We start from the raw sequence: 19,629 nt of genomic DNA on the forward strand, positions 1-19,629 counted from the left end.
CAACGATAATCGCTTTTACTCTTGATGCAATGTCTGACATAATATTTTATTTTAATTTTGATTAGGTGGCAAAAATAAAAAACTTTATTTTAAAACCGATTTTTACTTTAAAAATGTGAATCTAATTTACATATTTTTCCCCGAAAGCCCTTAATTTTACAATTTATTAATTGTTAACAGCATCATTTTGGCCTTACATTCAAACAGCTCCCTTAAGAAAATTGTAATTTTTGCCTCAGGGACCGGCACCAATACCGAAAATATCATCAAATATTTTAAAGACTCCTCTTTAGCAAGGGTAGTTGCTGTATTTTCTAACCGAAAATCGGCTAAAGTTCTCAAAAAAGCACACGACTTAGAGGTTAAGGCCCTTTATTTTGACCGGGAAGCCTTATATAGCAGTAACGAAGTACTGCACGTCCTGGAGGATATTAAACCCGATCTTATTGTACTTGCAGGTTTCCTGTGGGTTTTCCCCGATAGTATCTTAAAGAAGTTTCCAAAAAAAGTGATCAATATTCATCCTGCACTTCTACCAAATTACGGCGGAAAAGGTATGTTTGGGGTAAAAGTACACGAAGCAGTTATCAATAATAAAGACATAGAAAGCGGGATCAGTATTCATTATGTAAATGAAAGATATGATGAAGGCGAAATTATTTTTCAAACAAAAATAAAAGTCGATGAAGATGAAACTCCCGATAGCCTGGCCGGAAAAATCCATCAGCTTGAATACAAACACTTTCCGGAAGTGATTGAACAACTTCTTCAACAAAACCGAACATAGTGCATCAACCCCAGGTTTACATTTATACAGATGGCGCTGCAAGAGGAAACCCAGGCCCAGGCGGATATGGAATTGTCATGGAATGGGTAGGTAAAGCTTATCGGAAAGAATTTTCAAAAGGCTATAAACACACTACCAATAACCGAATGGAGCTGCTGGCCGTTATTGAAGCACTTAAAAAACTAAAACAACCCGGACTTGAAGTGGTTGTTTTCACCGATTCGAAATATGTAGCTGATGCCGTAGAGAAAGGCTGGGTTTTTAATTGGGAGAAGAAAGCTTTTAAAGACCGCAAAAACTCTGATCTCTGGATAGAGTTCCTGAAGGAATACCGAAAACACAAGGTTAAGTTCAAATGGATAAAAGGGCACAACTCCCACCCGCAGAATGAACGTTGTGACAGCCTTGCAGTCGCTGCTTCCAAAGAGAAAAAACTGCTTATAGATCAAGGGTTTGAATAAAATTAAGCAATTTTAATTTAGGTTTATCCCTTGAAAAACAAACTGTATATTTGCAGCACATTTTAAAACCCGTTATGAGTAAATTACTGATTGTAGGCACCGTAGCCTTTGATGCGATTGAAACACCGTTTGGAAAAACCGATAAAATTCTTGGAGGGGCCGGCACCTACATTGGTCTTTCAGCTGCACAGTTTAATGTAGATAGTGCAGTGGTTTCTGTAGTAGGAGATGATTTCCCACAGAAATATCTGGACCTGCTCACCAATAATAATATAAATATAGAAGGTATCGAAATTGTTGAAGGGGGAAAAACATTCTTCTGGAGCGGTCGCTACCATAACGATCTTAACACAAGAGACACCCTTGATACCCAACTGAATGTTCTGGCCGATTTCCAACCGATTGTACCGTCAGCTTATAAAGATGCCAATATCGTAATGCTCGGTAATCTACACCCACTGGTTCAACTAAGTGTTTTGGAACAAATAGAAAACCCAAAACTGGTTGTCCTGGACACTATGAATTTTTGGATGGATAATACCTGGGAGGACCTTTTAAAGGTTATTAAAAAAGTTGATGTTATTACCATTAATGATGAGGAAGCCCGACAGCTTTCAGGAGAGCATTCCTTGGTTAAAGCAGCGAGAAAGATCTACGAATTAGGTCCTGATTATGTAGTGATTAAAAAAGGAGAACACGGGGCGCTCCTCTTTCATCAAGAAGAGATATTCTTCGCTCCTGCACTTCCATTGGAAGAAGTTTTTGACCCTACGGGAGCTGGAGACACCTTTGCCGGAGGCTTCGCTGGATATCTTGCCAAAACTAATGATATCTCTTTTGAGAATATGAAAAATGCCATTATTTACGGCTCCAATCTTGCCTCCTTCTGTGTGGAAAAATTCGGCACCGAAAGGATGCAGGAATTATCAGCCACTGATGTTCAGGGAAGGTTGGAAGAGTTTAAGAAACTCACACAATTTGAAATAGAAATAACTTAAATAATATGCCCTGTAATTTCAGGGCTTTTTTTGTGACCAAGTGAACACCTTAATCCAGGAACAATTATTATGAGTGATGCCATAAAACACGAATGCGGAATTGCCCAGGTACGCCTTTTACAGCCCCTTGAATACTATAAGGAAAAGTATGGGACGGCTTTCTACGGAATAAACAAGATGTATTTATTAATGGAAAAACAGCACAACCGTGGTCAGGACGGCGCCGGTTTTGCAAGCATTAAACTAAATACAAGTCCGGGCGATCGATATATTAGCAGGGTTCGCTCTAATGCAGCACAACCAATTCAGGATATTTTTGAACAGATAAACGACCGGATAAATTCTGAAATCAAGGAGAATCCGGAATATGCCGAAAATGTTGCACTTCAGAAAAAAAATATTCCATACGTAGGAGAGGTATACCTGGGACACGTGCGTTATGGGACTTTTGGAAAAAACAGCATTGAGAATGTTCATCCATTCCTAAGGCAAAATAACTGGATGCACCGTAACCTAATTGTAGCCGGTAACTTTAATATGACTAATGTAAACCAGCTTTTCAATAATCTGGTAGATTTAGGGCAACATCCAAAAGAAAGAGCCGATACTGTTACAGTAATGGAAAAGATTGGACACTTTCTCGATTCTGAAGTTCAGAAACTGTACAAGAAATTAAAAAAACAAGGTTATTCAAAGGTTGAAGCATCGCCAATTATTGCTGAAAAACTTAATGTTACCAAGATCCTGAGGAAATCCTCAAAAAATTGGGATGGGGGTTATGCAATGGCAGGGCTTCTGGGACATGGCGATTCTTTTGTACTTCGTGATCCTTCAGGGATAAGACCGGCATATTATTATAAAGATGAGGAAGTGGTAGTGGTAGCTTCAGAAAGACCTGTAATTCAAACTGCTTTCAACGTAGATTATGACGAGGTGAAGGAACTTGATCCCGGTCACGCTATAATCACTAAAAAAGACGGTACAGTTTCCATCCAGCAAATACTGGAACCACTGGAGCGCAAAGCCTGTTCGTTTGAACGTATTTATTTTTCCCGTGGAAGCGATGCTGAAATCTATAAAGAACGCAAGATGCTTGGGCGCTTATTGATGCCTGAAGTGCTTAAATCCATTAAACACGATACTATAAATACTGTTTTCTCTTTTATTCCAAATACTGCAGAAACTTCTTTCTACGGGATGGTAGAGGCAGCTCAGGATGAATTGAACAAACAGAAAAATGAGGCTATCCTAGCTGAGAAGGAAAGTCTTACCGACGCAAGGCTTCAGGAAATTCTTTCACACCGCCTTAGAACTGAAAAAATTGCTATTAAAGATGCCAAGCTGCGCACATTTATCACTGAAGACAGCAGCAGAGACGATTTGGTGGCGCACGTATATGATGTAACCTATGGAATTGTAAAACCCGAGGATAGCCTGGTAATTATAGACGATAGCATTGTTAGAGGAACGACCCTTAAAAAAAGTATTATTAAGATGCTTGATCGTCTAAATCCGAGACAAATCGTTATTGTCTCTTCGGCCCCACAAATTCGTTATCCGGATTGTTATGGAATTGACATGGCCAGATTAGAAGATCTGGTAGCTTTTAGAGCCGCTTTAGAATTATTAAAAGAGAAAGACAAATACCAGATTGTAGAAGATGTTTATGCAAAATGTAAAGAGCAGGTAGATTTGGAGGATCATGAAGTAAAAAACTTCGTAAAAGAAATCTATGAGCCTTTCACCGATGAACAAATTTCAGATAAAATCGCTGAACTGATAAGTGAACCTACAGTAAAGGCAGAGCTTAAAGTGATCTACCAGTCTGTAGATAATTTACATAAAGCATGTCCAAAAAATTTGGGAGATTGGTATTTTACAGGAGATTATCCCACCTTTGGCGGTAACAGAGTGGTAAACAGGGCTTTCATCAATTTTTTTGAAGGAAATAAAGACAGAGCATACTAATAACCTACCTGTTTATCAAATATTTATGCCTTTCGTCTAAAATATTTTTTTACCGGGATTTTCCGACTTATTTTGGTATCACCATAACATAAGTAGGTTAAGTTCATGGTAGATTTGGGGCAAAAAAAGGTGGATGCAAATCCGCCTTTTTTTATGCCTTTTAATCAACAGGTTTCCTAATTCGAAATAAGATTAATTAATTCAAAATGTAGGTTATTTCCTACGATATCTTTTACGAAGAATACTTTCGTCAAGTATTTAAGTTATTGGGCTAAAAGTATTTGAACCGGCTCTTTTTCTTCCTATTTTGGTACCACCATAACATAAGTAGGTTAAGTTCATGGTAGATTTGGGGCAAAAAAAGGTGGATGTATAATCCGCCTTTTTTTATGCCTGATTAGTTCAACCTACAAAATAAAAATCATCTTTCTCTTACATTAAAAATCCTAAAAATACCTCTAGACTAATTTGTAAGTATTTCATCTAAAAGTATTTGTACTACTTATTTTTCTTCTTATCTTAATATCACCATAACATAAGTAGGTTAAGTTCATGGTAGATTTGGGGCAAAAAAAGGTGGATCTTAAAAAGACCCACCTTTTTTTATTGATTAATTTAACCGCAAATCATCCCAAAAAAAAGGCTGCCTTTGCAGACAGCCTTTATGAGCTCTAATAAATCAGATCTATTTTTCTTTTGCGTATCTACTCGCAACTTCTTTCCAGTTTATCACATTAAAGAATGCATTTATATAGTCCGGACGACGATTCTGGTAATTTAGGTAATATGCATGCTCCCACACATCAAGCCCAAGAATTGGAGTCCCGCTACAACCTTTTTCAGGCATTAGAGGATTATCCTGGTTGGCCGTAGAGCAAATCTCTAATTTCCCGCCGGGATGAACACATAACCAAGCCCAACCAGATCCAAACTGGCCAGCTGCTGCTTTAGAAAATTCATCTTTGAAAGCTTCAAAAGATCCAAAAGCAGAATCTATTGCAGAAGCAAGTTCACCTTCTGGTTTCCCACCTCCATCGGGAGACATAATTTCCCAGAATAAACTATGGTTGTAAAAACCACCTCCATTATTTCTAATGGCTTTTTTAGACATATCCAGATTTTTAAGGATATTCTCGATAGTTTTTCCTTCAAGGTCTGTCCCTTTTATTGCATCGTTAAGTTTATTTGTGTAACCTGCATGGTGCTTACCGTGGTGAATTTCCATGGTTTTGGCATCTATATGAGGTTCTAATGCATCAAATGCATATTTTAGTTTCGGTAAATCGAAAGCCATAGTTTATATATTTTTTTGTGATTAGTATTAAATTCTCTCAAATTTAAGTATTAAGGGATGTACTAAAAATAATTTTCTGTTATAAAATACTTAAAAGCAATAGGTGTATAAACAAACAATTTTATTTTATCTTTAAGTTTCTATCCAAAAAAGATTTTTCATTTAAACTAAAGCCGATTTTTGAAACATTCCTTCAATATTTATAATGCTTCTGCAGGCTCGGGAAAAACATTTACGCTGGTAAAGGAATATCTGGTACTCCTTATCAATTCTTCGCGTCCCGATGCCTATAAAAATATCCTTGCTATTACTTTTACCAATAAAGCGGTGGAAGAAATGAAAACCAGAATTATTTCCAGCCTTCATAATTTCTCCAAATCACCGATACCGGAAGAAAATCGTGCGCTATTTAATGCCGTACAGGAGGCTACAGGTTTCAAGGGAGAGGAAATTCAGCATAAATCAGCCGGAATACTTAAAAATATCATCCATAATTATTCAGCTTTCGAGATATCTACTATAGACGGGTTTACCCAACGTATCTTAAGAAGTTTTGCTAAAGATCTTGGATTATCGGTTAATTTTGAGGTTGCTCTAAACACCGATCAAATTCTCCTGGAGGCCGTGGAAGCTTTAATCGCACAGGTTGGAAAAGATAAAGCCATTACTAAAATCCTGACGGAGTTTGCACTGAGTAAAACCGACGATGAAAAAAGTTGGGATATAACCGCTGACCTCTTTGAAATTGCAAAGTTACTTACCAATGAAAACAATCAACTTCCACTTAGTAAATTAAAGGACAAAAGCCTGGACGACTTTGAGAATTACAGAAGAAAAATAAAAGCTGAAAAAGAGAAAACCAGGGCTCTTATAAAAAACGCTGCTGAAATGTTCTTCGGAATAATCCAGGATCATAACCTGGAGTTTTCAGACTTCATCAGAAAGTCTCTACCAACTTATTTTCAAAAATTGAAGAAAGAAGAATATCCTTTGAAATTCGATTTACAATGGATGCAGAATTTAGAATCCGCCCCCTTATATAAAAAAGACCAAAAGGAGCACAAGAAATCACTTTTAGATAGCTTGCAACCACAGTTTTGCGAGCTTTTCAGGGCTTCAGAAAAAGCTGTTTATCATTATGAATTTCTTACAGAAATAGAAAAAAAACTGGTGCAGCTTTCGCTTTTAAATGCTATAAACCAACAAGTTGAAATTCTTAAAAAAGAAAGAAATCTCCTTCTTATTTCAGAATTCAACCCAATGATTAGCGCACAGGTAAAAGACCAACCAGCGCCTTTTATTTATGAAAAGCTCGGAGAGCGATATCAGAATTATTTTATAGATGAATTCCAGGATACCTCCTTGATGCAATGGGAAAATTTACAGCCCCTGGTGGAGCACAGTCTTTCGGGGGAACCAAAAGCTGGCGAGCCGGCAGGTCTTATGCTGGTTGGTGATGCCAAACAAAGTATTTATCGGTGGCGAGGAGGAAAAGCCGAACAATTTATAGCGCTCTATGGCCTTCAACAAAGGCCTTTTAGCATTCAACAGAAAGTGGAAGATCTTCCTGACAATTACCGCAGTGGTGGTGAAATTGTTAACTTTAACAATAATCTTTTTCAATACGCTTCAGCCACCCTTAGACATCCCAGCTACAGCGAACTTTTTGTAAATAGCCGCCAAAACCCCAGGAAAGAGAATATTGGCTACGTGGATATTTCATTTATTGAAGCGAAAACCAGCGAGGAAGAATTTGAAATTTATCCTGAAAAAGTGCTGGAAATTATTCATAATCTCAGTGAGCAAGCTTTTTCAAAAAGTGATATATGTATTCTAACCCGAAGGAGAAAAGAAGGAATAGCCATAGCCAGTTATCTTAGCGAACACAATATTCCGGTGGTTTCTTCGGAAACACTTTTGATCGCCAATTCTCCTTCCGTAAATTTCATGGTAGATCTTCTGGCGTATTCCATTAATCCGAAAGATGATAATTTAAAGCTTGAAATATTTAATTTCCTTGAAGAAAAGCTTAATCTGGAAGAACCGCATCAAATCATAAGTGAAAACCTGAAATATAATGACGAAACCTTTTTTGATTGGCTTAAGAATTATGATATCGAATTTAGTCTGGAAGCCTTAAAAAATCTTTCTTTATATGAATCTGCCGAATATATTATAAGAAGTTTTTCTCTTGTAGAAACCTCTGATGCTTATATGCAGTTTTTCCTGGATTATATTTTTGAAACCACCCAGAAATCGGTTACCGGTATAGCCGATTTTCTTGAACTTTGGGAACAGAATAAAGAAAAGCTAAGTATTGCAGTACCAGATGAGGAAAACGCAGTTAAGATCATGACCATTCATTCCTCCAAAGGCCTGGAATTTCCAGTAGTGATCTATCCTTTTGCCAATTCCGATTTTAAAGATACCCGAATGGATTCCTTGTGGCTTGACCTACCTGAAGCTCTTGGGGAAATTCCCGTAAGTTATATAGGAGCCTCAAAGAAAATGCTCAATTGGGGAGGAAAGGCTTCTGAAGTGTATCAGGAGCTTCTGGATCAAAAGGAACTCGACACCTTAAACGTATTATATGTAGCCTGCACAAGAGCTTCAGAGCAACTCTATATTTTATCAAAATTAGAGATAGACAAAAAAGGAAATGAAAATCCGGCGAAGATTTCAGGCCTGTTAATCGGGTTTTTAAAACAATCAGGAAAATGGTCTGATGGGCAACTGCATTATGGCTTCGGAGAGCTTCCGCCACCAAAGAAAAAAGAAAAAGGTACAGCCAGCCAGCCCCAGGAATACTTTTATTCTACTCCAACTCAAAACCAGGCGGTTAATATAGTTACCAGATCAGGTGCTCTGTGGGATACAAAGCAGGAAGAAGCCATAGAAAAAGGAGAGATAATTCATAATATTCTGGCCAACATCAACACGCGCGAAGATTCAGCCCTTGCCCTCGAACAAGCTGTATTAGATGGAGCAATTACTTCCAAAGCCCAACCACAAATTTCTAAAGTGATTGAGACCATAATAACCCACCCGGACTTATCAGATTTTTTTGCACCGGGTTCTTCCAATTTAAATGAAAGAGATATTCTGGTTGATGGTGGTAAAAGGCTAAGGCCAGACAGACTTAATTTTAATGGAAAAGAAGTGAATATCCTGGATTATAAAACCGGGAGTTACAAAGAAGCCCATGCTTTACAGATTAACAAATATGCGGAAACCCTGGAAAATATGGGCTTTAAAACAGGCAAAAAGATCCTCGTATATATTAACAAGGAGTTAAGCCTTGAGTATGTATAAAAAAGATGTGTAATTTTGTGAAAAACAGAATAAAATGTACGGAAAAATCAAAGATCACCTCGAGAAAGAACTTCAGGAAATAAAAGATAACGGATTATTTAAAAAGGAAAGGATTATTACAAGCCCTCAGGATGCGGTAATTAAAATTTCTACTGGCCAGGAAGTAATTAATTTCTGCGCAAATAATTACCTGGGGTTGTCTTCCCACCCGGAAGTGATCCAGGCGGCAAAAGATACTTTAGACTCCCATGGTTTTGGGATGTCCAGCGTAAGATTTATTTGTGGAACCCAGGATATCCACAAAGAGCTTGAGAAAAAGATTGCCGATTTCTACGGAACTGAAGACACCATATTATACGCCGCTGCCTTTGATGCCAATGGCGGGATCTTCGAACCGCTATTTACTGCGGAAGACGCTATAATTTCAGATTCCCTGAATCACGCTTCCATTATAGATGGAGTTAGATTGTGTAAAGCAGCCCGCTACCGTTACCAAAACGGAGACATGAAAGATTTGGAAAAACAACTTGTCGCCGCTAACGAAAAAGGAGCTCGATTTAAAATCATCGTTACCGATGGGGTATTCTCTATGGATGGTTTGGTGGCACCACTGGATAAAATATGTGACCTTGCCGATAAATATGATGCCCTGGTGATGATTGACGATTGTCATGCTACAGGATTCATTGGTGAAAACGGTATTGGCACCCTGGAAGAAAAAAATGTGATGGACCGCGTGGATATTATTACCGGAACCCTGGGTAAAGCACTTGGTGGAGCAATGGGTGGTTATACCACTGCTAAAAAGGAAATCATAGAAATGTTACGTCAACGCTCCCGCCCATATCTCTTTTCAAACTCCCTGGCTCCGGCGATTGTAGGTGCATCCATAAAAGTCTTTGATATGCTGGAAACCGATTCTTCTCTTCGGAACAAATTAAAGGAAAACACCAAATACTTAAAAAAAGGAATTAAGGAAGCAGGTTTTGATATCATAGATGGAGATGCCGCTATAGTGCCGGTGATGCTCTACGATGCACAATTATCCCAAACCATGGCCGACAAACTACTGGAGGAAGGAATTTATGTAATAGGCTTTTTCTTCCCTGTTGTACCAAAAGGTAAAGCCCGTATTCGGGTACAACTTTCTGCGGCACACGAAAAAGAACATTTGGATAAGGCTATTCAGGCTTTCACCAAAGTGGGGAAAGAATTGGGAGTGATCTAATTAACTCCCTTTTTATATGTTAAAATGTTACCAAAAACACTCGATAATTCAGAAATAAAACTCTGAAAAACGCCGCTAGACAAGGGTTTATTAAGAAAACTTTATTATTATACGCTTTGTTAATAGGCAATTTGCGTCTACTTTTGTTAACAATTAACACTTAAAACTAAACAATTGAATATGAAACATTTTAGCAAATTTTTAATGGCTGCTATGTTGGTATTTGGGTTTACTTCGGTAAATGCCCAGGACGCCAACAATCCTTGGTCCGTTGGTATTCAAACCAATGCAGTAGACTTCTATCCTACTGGTGAAGATGCTCCTCTTGGAGATACTTTCGAAGATTACTTTAATGTAGGAGACCACTGGAATATTATTCCCGCCGTGTCAAGAATTTCTGTAGGACGCTACATCGGTAGCGGTTTTGTTTTTGAACTTGCAGGTTCTATCAACCAAATAGATCAATATGGAGACATGGGAGTAAGCAATCTTTCTTACTACTCCCTGGACGGTTCCTTCAACTATAGCCTTCGTGCAATGTTAAACGATGGCTGGTTTGATCCTGTGGTTGGTATTGGAGGTGGTTACACCCGTATTGGAGATTCAGGAGATATTCCAATCACCGATATGAGTGCCGCTACCCTAAACGGTAAATTAGGATTTAATTTCTGGTTTAGCGATAACGTAGCTTTAACTCTTGAGTCTAATTACAAGCACGTATTTGATCCGGAAATGGCTACTCACTTTCAACATGCAGCAGGTGTGAAATTCATGTTCGGAGGTACTGATTCTGATGGAGATGGTATCTACGACAAAGATGACGAATGTCCAGAAACTCCAGGCCTTCCCGAATTCAATGGATGTCCTGATACCGATGGTGACGGCATTGAAGATAGAAGAGATGCTTGTCCCGATGTAGCTGGTCTTCCTGAATTTGATGGATGTCCTGATACCGATGGCGACGGAATCCCTGATCCTGAAGATGACTGTCCTGAAGTAGCGGGCCTTGCCGATCTTAACGGTTGTCCTGATGCTGATGGTGACGGTGTTGCCGATAACGAAGATGACTGTCCTGAAGAGGCCGGTCCTGCCGAAAACAACGGATGTCCTTACGAAGACCGTGACAACGATGGTGTTCTTGATAAAGACGATGAATGTCCGGACACTGCCGGAACTGTAGAAAACAATGGTTGTCCAGAGCCAGACGTTGAAGTTATTTCTGAATTGAATGAGTACTCAAAAACTGTACTTTTCGACCTGAATAAAGCAACAATCCGTTCTGATTCTGAAGAGGCACTTCAGTCTATTGCAGACATCATGGAAGAGTATCCAAATACTGTTTTCCACGTAGAAGGCCATACAGACAGCACCGGAAGCGAGCAATACAACCTGAAACTCTCTAAAGAGCGTGCAGCATCAGTTAAAGACTGGTTACAGAACGCCGGAATTCCAGCCAACAGATTAACTTCTGAAGGTTATGGCGAATCAAGACCAATCGCTACCAACAATACTGCGGCCGGAAGACAGGATAACAGACGTGTTGAGATTTCTTTGGATAAAGACAAGGAAATGAAAGACACCAAAACTGATTCTAAGTAGAATAATAGAAAAGTTTAAAACTTTATTTTAAAACGCCCCGATTAATCGGGGCGTTTTTTATTTTTATGAAATGATTTCTTTTATATCACAGGTCCTTCAAAAGCTCTTAAAATCAGAAGAGAACATTTCAGAAACTATTTTTATTCTCCCCTCAAAAAGAGCCGGGAGTTTTTTGCTGAATGAACTTTCAAAATTAAATCAAAATCACCTTTTCGCCCCTAAGGTATACAGCATCGAGGAGTTTGCTCAAATTATCTCAGGCCTTAAGCCTATAGACAATACTATAAGCCTGTTTGAATTCTATCTAGTCTACCAAAAATTAACCCCTGAAACGCAACGAGAAGATTTTGAAACCTTTACTTCCTGGGCCCAAACCCTCGTTAATGATTTTAACGAGTTAGACCGTTACCTTATAGATTATAAAAGCTTTTTCAATTACCTCTCAGGAATTCAGGATATAAATCATTGGTATCTTCAGGAGAAAAAGACTGAACTGATCGAAAACTACCTTAAGTTTTGGCAACAACTCCCTGAATATTATGAACATTTAAAAGAAAGCCTTCTCAATAGAAATTTGGGCTATCAGGGTTTGATTTATAGGGAAGCCGCCGCTCACATACCGCAATATGCCGAAAGAGTTTCGCAAAAACATGTTTTTATAGGTTTTAATGCCTTAAACAACGCCGAGCAAGAGATTATTCAGTATCTCTTAGAGAAAAAGAATACAGAGATTCACTGGGATTTGGATGAGATCTTTTTAAAAGATAAAGAACATTCGGCTTCCATCTTTATAAATCAATATCTCAGTGAATGGACTATATATAAGAATCAGAATTTTAATCCGGGTGTAAAAGAGTATTCCAAAGAAAAGGAAATCGAATTAATTGGGGTGCCTAAAAATATTGGGCAGGCAAAATACCTGGGGGAACTACTTTCAGATCTGGAACAGGATCAACTGGAAAGAACCGCAGTAGTGCTGGGCGAAGAAGACCTTCTCCTGCCGGTTTTAAACAGTTTGCCGCCCAACATACAGGAGCTGAATATTACTATGGGATTTCCCCTGAAAAATGCAGCATTGAGTTCCCTTTTCGAAAATATTTTTCACATTCATCTTAATGCTGGTTCAGGATTCTATTACAAAGATGTGATCTCCATAATCAATCATCCTGCCCTGCATAGCCTATTGAAACCTGCCGCCGATGAGTTTTCGCTTAAAATAAAAAAGGAGAACTCGGTTTATATCGCTTCGGAAGAAATCGTTAAAAGCTTTCCTGAAGTTCATCAAAAAATAATTAAAGCTTGTTTTGAAGAGGTAAAGAATAAACCTGAAAGACTCATCTCCAACTTTAACATCTTAATCCAGGAGATCAAGTATTTCTACAGAAAACAGGAAAACCGGCTCGGACTGGAATTTTTATATCAGTTCCATGTACTTTTTAACAAACTTGAAAACCTCAACACCACCTATCCCCACATAAAAAGTTTAAAATCTCTTCAAAGTTTTTACAAAGAAATAATGACAACGCAGAGCCTGGACTTCCAGGGTAAACCTTTTAAGGGTTTACAGCTTATGGGAATGTTAGAGTCCCGGGCACTGGATTTTGAAACTGTAATCATTACCTCGGTGAATGAAGGGATTTTACCATCGGGGAAATCGAATAATTCCTTTTTGCCTTTTGATTTGAAAAAAGCGTATAAGCTCCCCACTTACAGTGAAAAGAATGCAGTTTATACCTACCACTTCTACAGGCTTCTCCAAAGAGCAAAAAAAGTTTATTTACTCTACAATACCGAACCTGATGGAATGAATGCCGGCGAAAAAAGTAGATTTATCACGCAGTTGGAAGTAGAAAAACGTCCAAACCATAAACTGATAAAAAAACTCATAAGTCCGAAAGTGCCGGCGCTTTCTTCAAATTTGAAAGAGGTGAAAAAAACTCCTGCAGTAATTAAAAAACTTAAGGAACTAGCCGGCTCCGGGTTTTCACCTTCTGCGCTTACTACCTACATCAGAAACCCTATAGATTTTTATTACCGCTATGTACTTGGGGTTAGAGACAGCGACAATGTAGAAGAAACCGTAGCCTATAATACGCTTGGTACAGTTATTCACGATAGCCTGGAAACATTTTATAAACCTCTGGAAGGAAAAAATTTAACTCAAAATGATATTCTGGAGTTTAAAAAACGCATTCCGGAGGAGATCAACCTCCAGTTTCAAAAAACCTATACCTCGGCCCCTATGGATCGCGGTAAAAACCTTCTTATTTTTGAAGTAGCAAAACGCTACATGAAAAATTTCCTTCATCAGGAATTAAACCGAATAAGAAATGGAGAGGAAGTTAAAATCCTGATGATCGAGAAAAACCTAAAAACTCAAATTAAGATAGAGGAGCTGGATTTTCCCGTTTATATAAGAGGAAAAGTAGACCGACTTGAAAATACTAACGGTATTACCAGAATTATTGACTATAAAACGGGCAAGGTACAACAGGGTCAACTTAAAATTGTAGATTGGAACCTACTGGCTTCAGATTATGACAAGTACAGTAAAAGTTTTCAGGTACTCACCTACGCCAGCCTTATTAAAAATAACTTGAATATAAGTCCGCCTGTGGAAGCAGGGGTGATTTCCTTCAAAAATCTTCAGAACGGATTTTTAAAGTTTACTAAGAATGAGAAAGCCAATCAAAAAGGCGGAGGAAAAACCGAATTGGATTCTGAAATATTGGAAGCATTTCAGACCGAATTAAAGAAATTAATTGCCGAAATTTGTGATCCAAATACGGCGTTTATCGAAAAAGAAATTAAAAATGGAAATTACTAAAGAAACAAACCTTCAGATAGAAGGAAAACACAATAAACCTATACTGGTAGACATTTATTTTAATACTGAGGATAAACCAAAACCTCTTATCATTTTCTGCCACGGTTACAAAGGTTTTAAAGACTGGGGAGCATGGGAAAAAATGGCCGAATTCTACGCCGAAAAGGGTTATTTCTTTGTGAAATTTAATTTTAGTCACAATGGGACCTCTCCCGAAAATCTTACTGAATTCCCTAATATCGAAGCCTTCGGCGATAATAATTACACCAAAGAACTGGATGACCTACAATCGGTTATAGATTGGCTTTTATTACCAAACTTTCATCACCTTTCCCAGATAGATCCTTCCGACATAAGCCTTATTGGCCATTCCAGGGGTGGAGGAATTACACTTATAAAGGCAGCTGAAGAAAAAAGGGTTACCAAGCTTATTACCTTAGCTGCAGTAAGCGATTTTTCCTCGAGATTCCCTAAAGGGAAAGAACTGGAAGCCTGGGAGAAAAAAGGAGTGCAGTATATTACCAATACCCGAACCAAGCAACAATTACCTCATCATTACCAATTCTACCGAAATTTCAGGGAGAATAGAGAAAGGCTAAATATTCAGAAAGCGGCAAAAAAGCTTGAAATCCCACATTTTATTGCACATGGGAGTAACGACACTACCGTTTCCATTGCTGATGCTGGAAATCTTTTTGAATGGAGTCCCGCTTCAAAATTACTGTTGGTAGAAGGTGCCAATCACACCTTTGGTATTTCACATCCTTGGGAGAAGGATGAATTAACCCGGGAATTTCAGCATGTTCTGAATGAAAGCCTCAATTTCCTTCATGCTGATGCCCAGGAACTCTTTGATGAATACCTGGAGCTTGACGAAAATGATTAATCTCTTCAGAAGAAAATAAATTCCAAACCACCCTAAATCGGGTGGTTTTTTCTTATTTTGAATAAGAAAAAGGGGCGTAAACAAAAAAACCACCGCTAAACGGTGGTTTTTGGTGGAGAATATCGGAGTCGAACCGATGACCTTTTGGCTGCCAGCCAAACGCTCTAGCCAACTGAGCTAATCCCCCAATTTGGAAAGGCAAATGTAATAATTTTCTGTAAATTCCAACAAAGAACTTTTAATTAATATTTCGGAAGAAAAATGATTAGGAAAGCTAGCCTGAAGGACCTCAACGAAATCAAAAAACTCACCGAAGCCTGTGCTGAAGCCCTTCAGCAACAAAACATTTATCAATGGAACGAAGATTATCCCAGCCGTGAAAAGCTCGAAAATGATATAAACAGGGAAGAATTATTTGTTTATGAGCACAAAAATAGGATAATCGCCATTATAGTCCTCACACCAAAAATGGATAAAGTTTATCAAAATATTAGCTGGCTTACCGAAACGGGGAATAATTTATATGTTCATCGCCTAGCCACGCATCCAGATTTCTGGGGCCAGAGATACGCCAGAAAAATGATGGATTTTGCAGAATACTTCGCCAAAACCGAAAATTTCATTTCCATAAGGCTGGATACCTTCAGCCAAAACAAACGCAACCAAAAATTTTACGAAGCCCGGGCTTATCAAAAACTTGGCGATGTTTATTTTCCGCATAAAAACGACCAGCCGTTTCATTGTTATGAACTCGTGCTATAATACCCAATTAAAAAGCCCTTCCTTTCAGCCGAAAAGAAGGGCTTTCAATAATTACTGAATACTTTAACTTTCCCACTCAGCGATGCCGCCTTTGGCTGAATCAACTTTTATGGAATAGTTTCTACCACCCGAAATAATCCAACGAACTTTCACTACTTCCATCCCAGGAACATTTTCCACTTTTATAGTTTCGGGATTGACTTCCTGCTCTTCCACCTTATTAAAATCTTCATCATTCACCACCATCCCGGCAAGTACTTTTGCTCCTGAAATACTCACATAATCTGGACGCTCGATATTATGCTTCAAATCCTGGCTGGAGTGCGTAGGCATTAATCTTTCATTGTAGATTGTAGCAGTTACCTGCTTTAGACCTCCTCCAAGGTTTTCCTCTTTAACCTCAGTAATGCTAAGTTTAGGAGTGTGATAAGCATGGTAAATACTAAAAGCCATATTTCGGTGTGCGTCCTGCTCCAGAAGGAAACCGGGATGTGCCCTTCCAAAATTCTTCTTGAATCCGCCAATTTCTATTTTACCGTATTGGGGGTGATCATATTCTTCCCAGTCTACAAAGGCATCACCAAAGGTGAGGTAACGATCTACCTTTAACTCTTCATCCTGGTTCCCACGACCCTTATTTTCATGAAAATAAAGGTAGGAAACCATTAATTCATTGGAATACGTATAAATGCCTCTTCCGCCATAAAACCAGTCCAATTCTCCGCCAAAAACAGAATAAAGATCCTTGTAAACCACCAGGTAACGATAACCCGGGATCATTTCTTCACCTTTCCTGGCGATAGCATCATAAATTTCTACATCATCACTGTTATAGGTTTCGGCATCTTCTTCGGCTCCGGGCCCGCGAAGAATCATCCCGCCATAGTTATGGTAAGTCTGAGCTCCGGCAATATTAGGGTGTTTCATCACAAATTCCATTATCGCCCTGTTTTCGGGGAGACTAAAGGGATATTTATAGGCACCACGTTGTATATAATCCGGTTGCCATTTCCAGCCCCAGTCCCGGTTGGGATCGTAATAGCCAATCCCGTCTTCATTCACTTCGCCGTCGCCATCGGTGTCAATTCCTTCATAGCCCAGCATTTCATATTCTCCTTTTTCTTCGGCCTCAACTCTAATCAATTTACGATCATCCCTGGGATCTTTGATATACCTGCCGGTTGGAGATTTCCTTATCATCATCGTGATATGATTATCTTCATTTATATCATCAAACCCATCTTCTCCGGCCTCTCCGTCGCCATCATTGTCTAAAACGATCATCCCTGAACGCGGGGAATGCGGAGTATTAGGCTGATTCATAAAATCATTTCGGGCGTCGGGGTTAATGCTGGGGTTTATATAAAAAGTTTTGTCTTCCAGCAATTCCTTTATAAAATCCAACTCATCAAACATTTCGGTGAGGTACCAGGCGGTATACAGGGAGAATTCGGTACCCTGGATCTCATTGGAATGAATATTCCCATCTATGTACATCGCCGGTTTTTTACTTGGGTTGCCGGTGTTAAAATCTGAAATGGTGAGCACATATATATCACGGCCTTCATAAGATTTCCCTATGCTTTCCATTTTAGCTAATTCAGGATAGGCTTTGGCTATTTTTTCCATAATATCTACCATTCCCTCGTAAGTATAATACCTGTTCCAGCTAACCTGTACCTCTGGTTGATGCGGTGTTCCTATAGCCCTGAAGAATTTTTCCTGGGCACCGGCAGGAGCTATATTCAGCAGAAAACTTAAAATTGCCAGGAGGATGGTACTTTGTATATATTTTAAATTCATTTCTCTTAAATTAAAGTTTTACATTTCTCTTCACAAAGCCGGTATGAGGTGCACCAATTTTTAAATTCGCCGTGCCTCCGCCTACGATCCAGGACAGAGTTTTCATTTCATAGGCTTCCAGCTTATCTACCAGTTTAATGGTGTTTCCCGCCAAAATATCTTTTTTGTCCTTGCTTAATCTTATTTGAAGTTTTTGAAGCCAACGGGATTTTCCGCCCAGTTCAGAATGTGTAGGCAAGGGAGAATTATTGAAAAGATCTACCGTAACTCGGGTGAGTCCCCTGCCCAGCTTTTCGACTTTAAGGTTATGTAGTTCAAGTTTAGGTTGTATTTCGGCCAGTTTAATGATGAAATCTGTATGATTTGAAGCAATGCTATCGGTCATTTCATATGGTGGATTGATCATCGCGAAGGGCTTTATCCCTCCTACTTCCACTTTCTGATTTGGAAAATCTGGGTGATTTACTTCTGTCCAGGGCAGAAATACGTCCTCAAGTCCCTCTCTTTCTGCCCAGGCAAGGAAGTTGGTTTCAGGCGTGTGTTTAATTTTTCCATTGGAAACCGAATCGGTTTTCGCAGCATTTTGAGCTTTCTCCTCCATCACCTCGGGTACCCACCAACCGGGTGTACTAAAGCTAAGTCTTCCGAAGTGAAAATAAGCCCACTGAAAGAAATCTCCATCGGTGCCCTGATTATCCTGGTTATAGGCTTTTTGAGGAATAGTCTCTTTATATATTTCAGAGGTCATTTCATTGAGCTTTACGTCCTTTTCCAACATCGAGGTCACTACACGTTTTTCTGCTTCCGGTTTATTGAATTTTAAAGCTGTACTTAGATTATTCGCAGGCCCAAATGTGACGAAAGCAAAAATATTCCAGCGCTCAAATAAGTAATCTAAAAGGGCTCGGCTTTCCTTTTGCGATACAGGAAAATCCCCGGCATAAGGCTCAAAGTATGGGAATTTATAGGTCAGACTTTTATTGAAGGCTATTCCCTCTTCGGGATCTTCATTAAATTTTTGGTCTTTATCATTATCTATCCCTTCTGAATACAGCATATAGCGCTTTTCATCCCTTTTAATCTTTTCGTCAGCTTTTACAAGCACGCGACTATCGCTTTGATGCGGCACATAATTTCCCATCGGGCTTTCCACGCGAAGCTTTGAAATCCATCCATCCTTGTTCAGGTCTTCATAAGGGTCTTCACTTAGCTCCCCATCACGATCCTGATCGATTTTTGCTGAATTCCCCCTACGCTCATATCTCATATCACTGAAATATTGCCCATAAGCATCCGGCGACATATTCGGAAAAACATAAAAAGTAGTCTCCTCTAAAATTTCTGAATGTTCCCGAAGTATATTTTCTGAAACCTTAAGCGCGAGTTCTACGCTTAAAAGGTGAAAACCTTCTACGCCTCCGGTGATCGCAATGGCGGGTTTATTTTCCATATCTCCTTTTCCCAGCTGAAGCGCCCAGATGTCCTGGCCGCCCTCGGTTTTGGTAAGAGAAATTAGTTTTGCGTTTCCAGAACCAGCCATTTGTTTCAGGCGTTGTTCCACCTGGCGGTTGGTAGGATACTCTTGTTGGGCATAGCTGTTAAAAACGAAGAAAACACTTAACAACCACAAGCAGGGTAGTTTTAAATTCATAAGTTTTAATAGATTTTATAAACAATTCACTCAAAAATAGGACTATATTAATG

At 39.0% G+C, this 19,629-nt stretch carries 13 protein-coding genes and 1 tRNA gene; 10 read left to right on the forward strand and 4 right to left on the reverse strand.

Annotated features, from left to right (window positions below):
• Window positions 1–187 precede the first annotated feature (187 nt).
• The 4 genes from purN (at window position 188) to VIM94_RS01980 (ending at window position 4,214) form a co-directional block, all read left to right on the forward strand.
• On the forward strand, window positions 188–787 hold the full coding sequence (gene purN, locus VIM94_RS01965) for a phosphoribosylglycinamide formyltransferase (protein ID WP_332037613.1): 600 nt from the start codon (window positions 188–190) through the stop codon (window positions 785–787).
• Window positions 787–1,248, forward strand: a complete 462-nt coding sequence (gene rnhA, locus VIM94_RS01970) for a ribonuclease HI (RefSeq protein WP_332037614.1) — start codon at window positions 787–789, stop codon at window positions 1,246–1,248. Before purN ends, rnhA begins: the two co-directional genes overlap by 1 nt.
• 74 nt (window positions 1,249–1,322) lie before the next feature.
• Window positions 1,323–2,246, forward strand: a complete 924-nt coding sequence (locus VIM94_RS01975) for a PfkB family carbohydrate kinase (RefSeq protein WP_332037615.1) — start codon at window positions 1,323–1,325, stop codon at window positions 2,244–2,246.
• 69 nt (window positions 2,247–2,315) lie between these two features.
• Window positions 2,316–4,214 (forward strand): amidophosphoribosyltransferase, encoded by a 1,899-nt coding sequence (locus VIM94_RS01980; RefSeq protein WP_332037616.1) that lies wholly within the window; start codon window positions 2,316–2,318, stop codon window positions 4,212–4,214.
• 685 nt (window positions 4,215–4,899) lie between these two features.
• Here VIM94_RS01980 and VIM94_RS01985 read toward each other — a convergent pair.
• Window positions 4,900–5,508 carry a superoxide dismutase gene (locus VIM94_RS01985; protein WP_332037617.1) on the reverse strand — a complete coding sequence of 203 codons (609 nt, stop codon included), beginning with the start codon at window positions 5,506–5,508 and terminating at the stop codon, window positions 4,900–4,902.
• Window positions 5,509–5,688: 180 nt separating this feature from the next.
• Between VIM94_RS01985 and VIM94_RS01990 the strand changes: the two genes are divergently transcribed.
• From VIM94_RS01990 to VIM94_RS02010, 5 genes are all read left to right on the forward strand, one after another.
• Window positions 5,689–8,820 (forward strand): UvrD-helicase domain-containing protein, encoded by a 3,132-nt coding sequence (locus tag VIM94_RS01990; protein WP_332037618.1) that lies wholly within the window; start codon window positions 5,689–5,691, stop codon window positions 8,818–8,820.
• 34 nt (window positions 8,821–8,854) lie between these two features.
• Complete coding sequence (gene kbl, locus VIM94_RS01995; protein ID WP_332037619.1) at window positions 8,855–10,048, forward strand: glycine C-acetyltransferase; 1,194 nt, start codon at window positions 8,855–8,857, stop codon at window positions 10,046–10,048.
• Window positions 10,049–10,228: 180 nt separating this feature from the next.
• Window positions 10,229–11,647, forward strand: coding sequence for an OmpA family protein (locus tag VIM94_RS02000; RefSeq protein WP_332037620.1), 1,419 nt, complete (start codon window positions 10,229–10,231; stop codon window positions 11,645–11,647).
• A 70-nt stretch (window positions 11,648–11,717) separates the two neighbouring features.
• Window positions 11,718–14,474, forward strand: coding sequence for a PD-(D/E)XK nuclease family protein (locus VIM94_RS02005; protein WP_332037621.1), 2,757 nt, complete (start codon window positions 11,718–11,720; stop codon window positions 14,472–14,474).
• Window positions 14,461–15,360 carry an alpha/beta hydrolase family protein gene (locus tag VIM94_RS02010; RefSeq protein ID WP_332037622.1) on the forward strand — a complete coding sequence of 300 codons (900 nt, stop codon included), beginning with the start codon at window positions 14,461–14,463 and terminating at the stop codon, window positions 15,358–15,360. Before VIM94_RS02005 ends, VIM94_RS02010 begins: the two co-directional genes overlap by 14 nt.
• A 110-nt stretch (window positions 15,361–15,470) precedes the next feature.
• On the opposite strand, the gene VIM94_RS02015 is transcribed toward VIM94_RS02010, so the two are convergent.
• Window positions 15,471–15,547, reverse strand: a tRNA-Ala gene (locus tag VIM94_RS02015).
• A gap of 74 nt (window positions 15,548–15,621) precedes the next feature.
• Here VIM94_RS02015 and VIM94_RS02020 point away from each other — a divergent pair.
• Entirely contained in the window at window positions 15,622–16,122 is a 501-nt protein-coding gene (locus VIM94_RS02020; protein WP_332037623.1) for a GNAT family N-acetyltransferase, read from the forward strand.
• 63 nt (window positions 16,123–16,185) lie between these two features.
• On the opposite strand, the gene VIM94_RS02025 is transcribed toward VIM94_RS02020, so the two are convergent.
• Window positions 16,186–17,925, reverse strand: coding sequence for a M14 family metallopeptidase (locus VIM94_RS02025; protein ID WP_332037624.1), 1,740 nt, complete (start codon window positions 17,923–17,925; stop codon window positions 16,186–16,188).
• A 10-nt stretch (window positions 17,926–17,935) separates the two neighbouring features.
• Complete coding sequence (locus VIM94_RS02030) at window positions 17,936–19,576, reverse strand: M14 family metallopeptidase (protein ID WP_332037625.1); 1,641 nt, start codon at window positions 19,574–19,576, stop codon at window positions 17,936–17,938.
• Window positions 19,577–19,629: the final 53 nt, after the last annotated feature.

This window comes from Salegentibacter sp., assembly GCF_036568425.1.
GTDB lineage: Bacteria > Bacteroidota > Bacteroidia > Flavobacteriales > Flavobacteriaceae > Salegentibacter.